The organism is Pseudomonas sp. NPDC089534 (assembly GCF_044749305.1).
Lineage (GTDB): Bacteria > Pseudomonadota > Gammaproteobacteria > Pseudomonadales > Pseudomonadaceae > Aquipseudomonas > Aquipseudomonas ekonensis.
Window position 1 is genome coordinate 14,938 of sequence record NZ_JBIVHR010000089.1, and the last position, 9,653, is coordinate 24,590.

The window sequence follows — 9,653 nt, forward strand, 5'->3', positions numbered from 1 at the left end:
CTGGCACAGTTCCCTGTCCCAAACCGCTTGCGAAACGGCGTCAAGTGTACCAGGCCAGCGCTGAAATCGATGAATACCGCCGCGCTTACATCAAAGCCTTGAAACCAGTCTTTGAACAGACCTTGAGCGAACTGGTTGAGCTCGAGGGTTTGACGCTCAGCTATTACCGGGGCTGGGACAAGGACCGGGAACTGAGTGCCGTGCTCGCCGGATCCCTGCAACGGGACCAGCAGATGGGGCATACCCAGGCCGGGCCGCAACGCGCTGACCTGCGTCTTCGATTGGGCGCGCACAATGCCGCGGACATCTTGTCCCGGGGCCAGCAGAAGCTGGTGGTCTGTGCCTTGCGGATTGCCCAGGGGCACCTGGTGAGCCAGGCCAGGCGCGGGCAGTGTATTTATCTGGTGGATGACTTGCCGTCCGAGCTGGACGAGCAGCACCGCCGCGCGCTGTGCCGCTTGCTGGAAGACTTACGCTGCCAGGTCTTTATCACCTGTGTAGACCACGAATTTTTGAGGGAAGGCTGGCAGACGGAAACGCCAGTCGCCCTGTTCCACGTGGAACAGGGCCGTATCACCCAGACCCACGACCATCGGGAGTGAAGGCATTGAGCGAAGAAAATACGTACGACTCATCGAGCATTAAAGTGCTGAAAGGCCTGGATGCCGTGCGCAAACGTCCCGGTATGTACATTGGTGACACCGACGATGGCAGCGGTCTGCACCACATGGTGTTCGAGGTGGTCGACAACTCGATCGACGAAGCCCTCGCCGGCCATTGCGACGATATCGCCGTGATCATCCACCCGGATGAGTCCATCACCGTGCGCGACAACGGTCGCGGCATCCCGGTCGATGTGCACAAGGAGGAAGGCGTTTCCGCCGCGGAGGTCATCATGACCGTCCTTCACGCCGGCGGTAAGTTCGACGACAACTCCTACAAGGTCTCCGGCGGTCTGCACGGCGTAGGCGTGTCGGTGGTGAACGCCCTGTCCGAAGAGCTGGTGCTGACCGTTCGCCGCAGCGGCAAGATCTGGGAGCAGACCTACGTGCACGGTGTGCCTCAGGCGCCGATGGCGATCGTGGGCGACAGCGAGACCACCGGTACCCAGATCCACTTCAAGGCTTCCAAGGAAACCTTCAAGAACATCCACTTCAGCTGGGACATCCTGGCCAAGCGCATTCGTGAGCTGTCGTTCCTCAACTCCGGCGTCGGCATCGTCCTCAAGGACGAACGCACCGGCAAAGAGGAGCTGTTCAAGTACGAAGGCGGCCTGCGCGCATTCGTTGAATACCTGAACACCAACAAGACCGCGGTCAACCAGGTGTTCCACTTCAACATCCAGCGTGAAGACGGGATCGGCGTCGAGATCGCCCTGCAGTGGAACGACAGCTTCAACGAGAACCTGTTGTGCTTCACCAACAACATTCCGCAGCGCGACGGCGGCACCCACCTGGTGGGCTTCCGTTCCGCGCTGACGCGCAACCTGAACAACTACATCGAACAGGAAGGCCTGGCCAAGAAGCACAAGGTCGCCACCACCGGTGACGACGCCCGTGAAGGCCTGACCGCGATCATTTCGGTGAAGGTGCCGGATCCGAAGTTCAGCTCCCAGACCAAGGACAAGCTGGTGTCTTCCGAAGTGAAGACCGCGGTCGAACAGGAAATGGGCAAGTACTTCTCCGACTTCCTGCTGGAGAACCCGAACGAAGCCAAGCTGGTCGTCGGCAAGATGCTCGACGCGGCCCGTGCCCGTGAAGCGGCGCGCAAGGCCCGCGAGATGACCCGCCGCAAAGGCGCGCTGGACATCGCCGGCCTGCCGGGCAAGCTCGCCGACTGCCAGGAAAAGGATCCTGCGCTGTCCGAACTGTACCTCGTGGAAGGTGACTCCGCGGGCGGCTCTGCCAAGCAGGGGCGCAACCGCAAGACCCAGGCCATCCTGCCGCTCAAGGGCAAGATCCTGAACGTCGAGAAGGCCCGTTTCGACAAGATGATCTCGTCCCAGGAAGTGGGCACGCTGATCACCGCGCTGGGCTGCGGCATCGGCCGCGAAGAGTACAACATCGAAAAGCTGCGTTATCACAACATCATCATCATGACCGATGCTGACGTCGACGGTTCGCACATCCGCACCCTGCTGCTGACCTTCTTCTTCCGTCAGTTGCCGGAGCTGATCGAGCGCGGCTACATCTACATCGCCCAGCCGCCGCTGTACAAGGTCAAGAAGGGCAAGCAGGAGCAGTACATCAAGGACGACGACGCCATGGAAGAGTACATGACGCAGTCGGCCCTGGAAGACGCCAGCCTGCACCTGGACGAAGACGCCCCGGGCATCTCCGGCGAAGCGCTGGAGCGTCTGGTGAACGACTTCCGCATGGTCATGAAGACCCTCAAGCGCCTGTCGCGCCTGTACCCGCAGGAGCTGACCGAGCACTTCATCTACCTGCCGGCGGTGAGCCTGGAGATGCTGGGCAACCACGCCGCCATGCAGGAATGGCTGGCCAAGTACGAAGTGCGCCTGCGCACCGTCGAGAAGTCCGGCCTGGTCTACAAGGCCAGCCTGCGCGAAGACCGCGAGCGTGGCGTGTGGCTGCCGGAGGTCGAGCAGATCTCCCACGGCCTGTCGAACTACGTCACCTTCAACCGCGACTTCTTCGGCAGCAACGACTACAAGACCGTCGTTTCCCTCGGCGCCCAGCTGAGCACCCTGCTGGACGAAGGCGCGTACATCCAGCGCGGCGAACGCAAGAAGCCGGTCACCGAGTTCAAGGAAGCCCTGGACTGGCTGATGGCCGAAAGCACCAAGCGCCACACCATCCAGCGATACAAAGGTCTGGGTGAGATGAACCCGGATCAGCTGTGGGAAACCACCATGGACCCGACCGTGCGCCGCATGCTGAAAGTGACCATCGAAGACGCCATCGCCGCGGACCAGATCTTCAACACCCTGATGGGTGATGCGGTCGAGCCTCGTCGTGACTTCATCGAGAGCAATGCCCTGTCGGTGGCGAACCTGGACTTCTGATCCCGGTCTGCACCAACGAAAAGGCCAACGCATCTGCGTTGGCCTTTTTTATTGCCCGCCGGTTCACTCCTCGGCCGTGGCGACACTCTCCAACCGATACCCATACCCATAGATCGTCAACAATTGCCAACCCCGGTCCGCCGTCAGCCCCAGTTTGTTGCGCAGGCGATAGATGTGGGTGTCCAGCGGCCTTGACGACGACATTTCCTCATGGGGCCAGAACCGTTCGTACAGGTAGTCCCGGGACAGCGGCCGGCCGAGGTTGCTGAACAGGCAGCGGGCCAGGCGGTATTCGCGCTCGGTCATGGCGATCGGCTTGCCGTCGCGGGTGACGGTCAATTCGCCGTCGTCGAACGCCAGATCGTTGAAGTGCAGCACCTCGCCGGCGGCCGGCCGTTGCTGGGCGTGGCGGCGCAGCACCGCCGCGACCCGGGCTTTGAGCTCGTTGGGGCGGAACGGCTTGCCGACATAGTCGTCGGCACCGGCATTGAGCGCCTGGACGATGTCGCTTTCGCCGTCGCGGCTGGTGAGCATGATCGCGGCGGGTGGCGCCTCCATGTGCTCGCGGGTCCAGCGCAGCAATGACAGGCCCGTGAGATCCGGCAGTTGCCAGTCGAGGATCAGCAGGTCGAAGGTTTCCCGGCGCAGTTGCCGCAGCAGTTCTTCGCCCCTTTCGAAGCTGTGCAGCGACCAGGGCTGTTCGCCGTTTTCGGCCATTTGCTGCAGGGTCTGCTCGACCCGGCGCAGTTCGGCCGGTTCGTCGTCCAATATCGCAACGCGCATACGCGATGATTCCTTTTCGTTGGGCAGTGGGTCGGGACTGCAAAAGTCGGCGGCCCGGTGTTCCGGCGTCCGCTATGATTCCTTGAAATCATTCAGACACGCCTTCAGACCCTAGACCGATGAAACCATTCAACCCGCCCTGCCCCGTTCCCCATGAATAACCCGCGTCGGCATGAAAGCCGAGTGCCGAGCCAGGTGCAACGGCTGTTTCGGCGACTGGTGCGCGAGTGGTTGTGGATAAGTCTAGTGCTATTGCCGCTGACTGCGTTGCTGTCGTGGCGTTCGCAAATCAACCTGCAGGACCCCGCGCCCGTCATGGGGGCGTTGCTGTCGGTGGCGCTGGTGACGAGCGTGCTGGGCTTGCTGCTGTGGCGTCCGCGTCTGGCGCTGTGGTTGACCCTGATCGGCATGGCTTGCGCGCTGCTGGTCAGCACAGGGCTGGCGGAATGGCGCCATTGGTGGTCGCCGACACCGGCGGTGCTGGGCATGTTGTTCGGTTACCTGATCTGGAACTGGCGACGCTTGAGTGTGGTGCTGACGTACTTCGGCTGGGAGCTGGCCCGTCTGGACAGCGAACCGAAGGTGTTCCCCGAGCGCCGCCGCACGCGGTTCCAGGGCGCCGACCGCCTGCAGGGGCAGATCATGGCGCTCGAACAGGCCATGAGCCGAACCCGCGACACCCGGCGCTTCATCGCCGATGGCCTGGAGTACCTGCCGGTCGCCACCCTGATCAGCGATCCTCAAGGCCAGATCCTGTTGGGCAACCGCAATGCGCGGAATCTGTTCGGCAGTGATCTGGTGGGCGACGACGTGCTCGGTCAGTTGGCCCGCATCGGCTATCCGGATCTGGACCAGGCCTCGCGCCCGGCGCTGTCCGCCCTGCCGCTGCTGGAGTTTCGCGACCGCAAGGAACGCAGTCTGCGGCTCGAACGCGCGGCGCTGTTGCCGGTGGACGGCGACACGCCGATCGGCTGGCTGCTGAGCCTGACCGACCTCAGCGCCGAGCGTGCGGCGGAAGAGCAGCGCAGCGTGTTGCTGCGTTTTCTCTCCCATGACCTGCGTGCGCCCCACTCGGCGATCCTCGCCCTGCTGGACGTGCACCGGCACCAGGCGGGCGCGGACTCGCCCCTGTTCGAGCAGATCGAGCGTCAGGTGCGGCGGGCGCTCGATCTCACCGATGGCTTCGTGTTGCTGGCCCGTGCCGAGTCCAAGGCCTATCAGTTCCAGCCGAGCCTGTTCGCGATGCTGGTGCTGGATGTGCTGGATCAGGCCCTGCCCATCGCTCAGCAAAAGCGCATCGAATTGCTGCACGACATGGACGAGTCCGCCCAGGAATGCCTGGTCATGGCCGACCAGGGCCTGCTGACCCGGGCCCTGTTCAACCTGCTGGAAAACGCGATCAAGTACAGCGAGCCGGGCACCGCGGTGCAACTGCGGGTGCGTTGCCACGAGGACTGGCTGTGCATCGAGCTGACCGACCAGGGCAAAGGCATCGCCGCCGGGGAACTGCCTGAACTGTTCAGCCAGTACCGGCGTTTCTCTTCGGCCCAAGGCATCGACGGCGTCGGGCTGGGCCTGTCGATGGTCAAGGCGGTGGTGGATCACCACGGTGGGCGGATCGAATGCCTGAGCGTGGTCGGTCAAGGCACCACATTCCGCCTGGAGCTGCCCTTGCTGGCTGAAGAGCACGCATAAAAAAACCGGCTATATCAGCCGGTTTCTTTGCTCCCGAAAAAACTTATGCACCATTTCCGGGGCTTTATGAGCTTGAGAAATATATAAGTAAATCAATTAGTTAAATCGTGAATTCGCGACTTTTCAACGAACTCGTACACAGGTTATCCACAAATTCTCAGGCAGTGGCCTGATCGTTGGCGGCAGGGGTCTGCGGAGCCGGCGGCAGCGAGCCCATGTCCCGCTGGGCCTGCTCGTTCCAGGCTTGGACCCGGTCGTTCAGTTCGGCGATGGCGCGCGGTCCTGAGCCTTCGGCGTACATCGGCTGGCCGATGACCACGGTGATCACACCCTGCTTCTTGCCCCAGCCGGTCTTCGGCCAGAACTTGCCGGCGTTGTGGGCGACCGGCAGCACCGGCAGCGACGCGTTCACCGCCAGGGCAGACCCGCCCCGCGAGAATTTTCCGACGGTGCCGTAGGGAACGCGGGTGCCTTCAGGGAAGATCAGTACCCAGACGTTGTCCTTGAGCAGCTCGTCGCCCTTGGCCGCCACATGCTTGAGCGCGGCTTTCGGGTTGTCGCGGTCGATGGCGATGGGGCGCAGCATGGCCATCGCCCAGCCGAAGAACGGCACGTACAGCAGTTCGCGCTTGAGCACCTGGCTCAAGGGCTGGAAATAGGCGGAGAGAAAGAACGTCTCCCAGGTGCTCTGGTGGTTCGACTGAATCACGCAGGGCCGGTCAGGCACGTTTTCCGCGCCTTTGACTTCGTAATGGATGCCGAGGAACACCTTGCTCAGCCACAAGGCGCAGCGGCACCAGTACACGTTGATGAAGCGATAGCGCGCCTTGAACGGCAGAAAGGGCGCGATGAAAAAGCTCAGGCTGCACCACAGCAGGGAACTGGTGCCCAGCAGCAGGTAAAAGAGAGCAATTCTGATGGCCTGCAGTATCGACATGGCGACGTTTACCGTTACGGGCGATGCCCGACTGTTCAAGCGCACTCCCGATCAATCCTTGGTCAGGAACGTCAGAAGCACTCTAGTTGTGGATAAGTTCTGCGGCAATCGCCGCCAGATCGTCAAAAATCAGGGTGCCGACCGGCAAGCTTTTGGCCTGGGTCTTTTCGCCCTTTCCGGTCTTCACCAGAACAGGCTGTGAATCGACGGCTTTGGCGGCCTCCAGGTCACCAAGGCTGTCGCCCACGAACCACACGCCGGTCAGCGGCACGTCGTAATGCTGCGCAATGGTCTTGAGCATGCCGGGTTTGGGTTTGCGGCAATCGCAGCCCTCGTCCGGCCCGTGCGGGCAATGCACGATCAGCCCGACTTCGCCGCCCTGCTCGGCCACGAGCGCGCGCAGGCGCGCGTGCATGGCCTCGAGGGTGGCGAGGTCGTAGTAGCCGCGGGCAATGCCCGACTGGTTGGTGGCCACCGCCACCGTCCAGCCGGCCTTGCTCAACTGCGCGATCGCTTCGATCGAGCCGGGCAGCGGAATCCACTCCTCCACCGACTTGATGTAAGCGTCGGAGTCGTAATTGATCACTCCGTCCCGATCGAGAATCAGCAGTTTCAACGGCAATTCCTCAACCCAGCAGCGAAATGTCGGCAACGCCGAGGAACAGGTTACGCAGGCGCGCCAGCAGCGCGTAGCGGTTGGCCCGTACGTTGGCGTCGTCGGCATTGACCATCACGGCCTCGAAGAACGCGTCCACCGGCTCGCGCAGGGCGGCCAGGCGCGCCAGCGATTCGCTGTACTGGCGCGCAGCGGCCATCGGCTGCACGGCCTGGTCGGCCTGCTGGATGGCGGAGTACAGGGAGAACTCGTTGGCGTTGTCGAAGTACTTGGCCTCGACCACGGTCGGCACCGAGCCTTCCACCTTGCTCAGCAGGTTCGACACACGCTTGTTCACCGCCGCCAGCGCCGCCGCTTCCGGCAGCTTGCGGAAGGACTGCACCGCCTGCACGCGCTGGTCGAAGTCCAGCGCCGAACCCGGCTTCAGGGCACGCACCGACAGGTAGGTGGCGACATCCACGCCTTCGTCTTCGTAGCGGGCACGCAGACGGTCGAAGATGAACTCCAGCACCGAGTCGGCGAGGCCGGCGGCCTTGACCTTGGCGCCGAAGCCGTTCACGGCGAAGGCCACGGCGTCGTTCAGATCCAGGTCCAGCTGCTTCTCGATCAGGATCCGCAGCACGCCCAGGGCCGCACGGCGCAGGGCATACGGATCCTTGCTGCCGGTCGGCAGCATGCCGATGCCGAAGATGCCGACCAGGGTGTCGAGCTTGTCGGCGATGGCCACGGCCGCACCGGTCAGGGTGGCCGGCAGTTCGGCGCCGGCGCCGCGCGGCATGTACTGCTCGTTCAGCGCCAGGGCGACGTCTTCTGGCTCGCCGTCATTGAGGGCGTAGTAGTAGCCGGCCACGCCTTGCATTTCCGGGAACTCGCCGACCATTTCGGTGGCCAGGTCGCACTTGGACAGCAAGCCTGCGCGGGCCGCCCACGAGGCGTTGCCGCCGATGCGCGCGGCGATGTAGGCCGCCAGCTTGGAAACGCGTTCGGCCTTGTCGTAGACGCTGCCGAGCTTTTCCTGGAAGACCACGTTCTGCAGACGGTCGTTGAACGCTTCGAGCTTCTGCTTCTTGTCCTGCTTGAAGAAGAACTCGGCGTCGGTCAGGCGCGGGCGAACCACTTTCTCGTTGCCGGCGATGATCTGCTGCGCATCGGTGCTCTCGATGTTGGCCACGGTGATGAAGCGCGGCAGCAGCTTGCCGTCGGCGTCCAGCAGGCAGAAGTACTTCTGGTTGTCCTGCATGGTGGTGATCAGGGCTTCCTGCGGCACGTCGAGGAAGCGCTCCTCGAACGAGCACACCAGCGGCACCGGCCATTCGACCAGCGCGGTCACTTCGTCGAGCAGGGCCGGCGGCACGATCGCGGTGCCTTCCTGGCGGGTGGCCAGCTCTTCGGTGCGCTTGCTGATGATCTCGCGGCGCTCGTTGGCGTCGGCCAGCACGTAGGCGGCGCGCAGGTCGGCCAGGTAGCTCGACGGCGAACCGATGCGCACGTTTTCCGGGTGGTGGAAGCGGTGGCCGCGGGACTCGCGGCCGGCCTTCTGGGCCAGGATGGTGCAGTCGATGACCTGGTCGCCGAGCAGCATCACCAGCCATTGGGTCGGACGCACGAACTCTTCCTTGCGCGCGGCCCAACGCATGCGTTTGGGGATCGGCAGGTCGTTCAGCGAGTCTTCGACGATGGTCGGCAGCAGGCTGGCGGTCGGCTTGCCGGCGATGTTCTGGCTGTAGCGCAGCTTCGGACCGCTCTGGTCGATTTCGCTCAGCTCCACGCCGCACTTCTTGGCGAAGCCCAGGGCGGCCTGGGTCGGATTGCCTTCGGCGTCGAACGCGGCCTGGCGCGGCGGGCCGTCGAGGTTGATGCTGCGGTCCGGCTGCTGGGTGTCCAGCGCGGTGATCAGCACGGCCAGACGGCGCGGCGCGGCGTAGACGGCCTTGCCCTGGTAGTTCAGGCCGGCGGCCTGCAGGCCCTTCTCGATGCCGGCCAGAAACGCTTCGGCCAGGGTGTTCAGGGCTTTGGGTGGCAGTTCTTCGGTGCCCAGTTCAACCAGAAAATCTTGAGCACTCATTGTGCAGCCTCCAGCTTGGCCAGTACTTCGTCACGCAGGTCAGGGGTCGCCATCGGAAGCCCAGCTTGGCGCGGGCCAGCAGGTAGGCTTGGGCGACGGAACGCGCCAGGGTGCGCACGCGCAGGATGTATTGCTGACGCGCGGTCACCGAGATCGCCCGGCGCGCATCCAGCAGGTTGAAGGTATGCGAGGCCTTCAGCACCATTTCGTAGCTCGGCAGCGGCAGCGGCTGGTCGAGTTCGATCAGGCGCTTGGCTTCGCTTTCGTAGAAGTCGAACAGTTCGAACAGCTTGTCGTCGTTGGCGTGCTCGAAGTTGTAGGTGGACTGCTCCACCTCGTTCTGGTGGAACACGTCGCCGTAGGTCACCTTGCCGAACGGGCCGTCGGCCCAGACCAGGTCGTAGACCGAGTCCACGCCTTGCAGGTACATGGCCAGGCGCTCAAGGCCGTAGGTGATTTCGCCGGTCACCGGGTAGCACTCGATGCCGCCCGCCTGCTGGAAGTAGGTGAACTGGGTCACTTCCATGCCGTT

At 63.4% G+C, this 9,653-nt stretch carries 6 protein-coding genes and 2 pseudogenes (1 of these 8 running past the window's edge); 3 read left to right on the forward strand and 5 right to left on the reverse strand.

What is annotated here, in order from left to right; translation table 11 throughout:
• A pseudogene (gene recF / locus ACIP0B_RS22635) lies at positions 1-602 on the forward strand (DNA replication/repair protein RecF); it begins 563 nt to the left of the window's first position.
• 5 nt (positions 603-607) lie between these two features.
• Positions 608-3,025: a DNA topoisomerase (ATP-hydrolyzing) subunit B gene (gene gyrB / locus ACIP0B_RS22640; RefSeq protein WP_400836175.1), complete on the forward strand. Its 2,418-nt coding sequence runs from the start codon at positions 608-610 to the stop codon at positions 3,023-3,025.
• A 63-nt stretch (positions 3,026-3,088) separates the two neighbouring features.
• Here gyrB and ACIP0B_RS22645 read toward each other — a convergent pair whose 3' ends face one another.
• Positions 3,089-3,808, reverse strand: a complete 720-nt coding sequence (locus tag ACIP0B_RS22645; protein ID WP_400836177.1) for a response regulator transcription factor — start codon at positions 3,806-3,808, stop codon at positions 3,089-3,091.
• A 153-nt stretch (positions 3,809-3,961) separates the two neighbouring features.
• Between ACIP0B_RS22645 and ACIP0B_RS22650 the strand changes: the two genes are divergently transcribed.
• Positions 3,962-5,503, forward strand: coding sequence for an ATP-binding protein (locus ACIP0B_RS22650; protein ID WP_400836179.1), 1,542 nt, complete (start codon positions 3,962-3,964; stop codon positions 5,501-5,503).
• 157 nt (positions 5,504-5,660) lie between these two features.
• Here the strand turns inward: ACIP0B_RS22650 and ACIP0B_RS22655 are convergent, their stop codons facing one another.
• The 4 genes and pseudogenes from ACIP0B_RS22655 to ACIP0B_RS22670 all read right to left on the reverse strand — a co-directional run.
• Positions 5,661-6,440, reverse strand: a complete 780-nt coding sequence (locus ACIP0B_RS22655) for a lysophospholipid acyltransferase family protein (protein ID WP_400836181.1) — start codon at positions 6,438-6,440, stop codon at positions 5,661-5,663.
• 82 nt (positions 6,441-6,522) lie between these two features.
• Positions 6,523-7,062, reverse strand: a complete 540-nt coding sequence (gmhB, locus tag ACIP0B_RS22660) for a D-glycero-beta-D-manno-heptose 1,7-bisphosphate 7-phosphatase (protein WP_400836183.1) — start codon at positions 7,060-7,062, stop codon at positions 6,523-6,525.
• 4 nt (positions 7,063-7,066) lie between these two features.
• On the reverse strand, positions 7,067-9,121 hold the full coding sequence (gene glyS, locus ACIP0B_RS22665; protein WP_400836185.1) for a glycine--tRNA ligase subunit beta: 2,055 nt from the start codon (positions 9,119-9,121) through the stop codon (positions 7,067-7,069).
• Positions 9,118-9,653, reverse strand: a pseudogene (locus ACIP0B_RS22670) (glycine--tRNA ligase subunit alpha); the annotation flags it as partial. The pseudogene ACIP0B_RS22670 and the gene glyS, both read right to left, overlap by 4 nt.

Excerpts from the sequence above, each read along its gene's own strand:
- ACIP0B_RS22655 (WP_400836181.1), bottom strand. The coding sequence starts at position 6,440 with ATGTCGATACTGCAGGCCATCAGAATTGCTCTCTTTTACCTGCTGCTG.
- glyS (WP_400836185.1), bottom strand. The coding sequence starts at position 9,121 with ATGAGTGCTCAAGATTTTCTGGTTGAACTGGGCACCGAAGAACTGCCA.
- ACIP0B_RS22645 (WP_400836177.1), bottom strand. The coding sequence starts at position 3,808 with ATGCGCGTTGCGATATTGGACGACGAACCGGCCGAACTGCGCCGGGTC.
- ACIP0B_RS22650 (WP_400836179.1), top strand. The coding sequence starts at position 3,962 with ATGAATAACCCGCGTCGGCATGAAAGCCGAGTGCCGAGCCAGGTGCAA.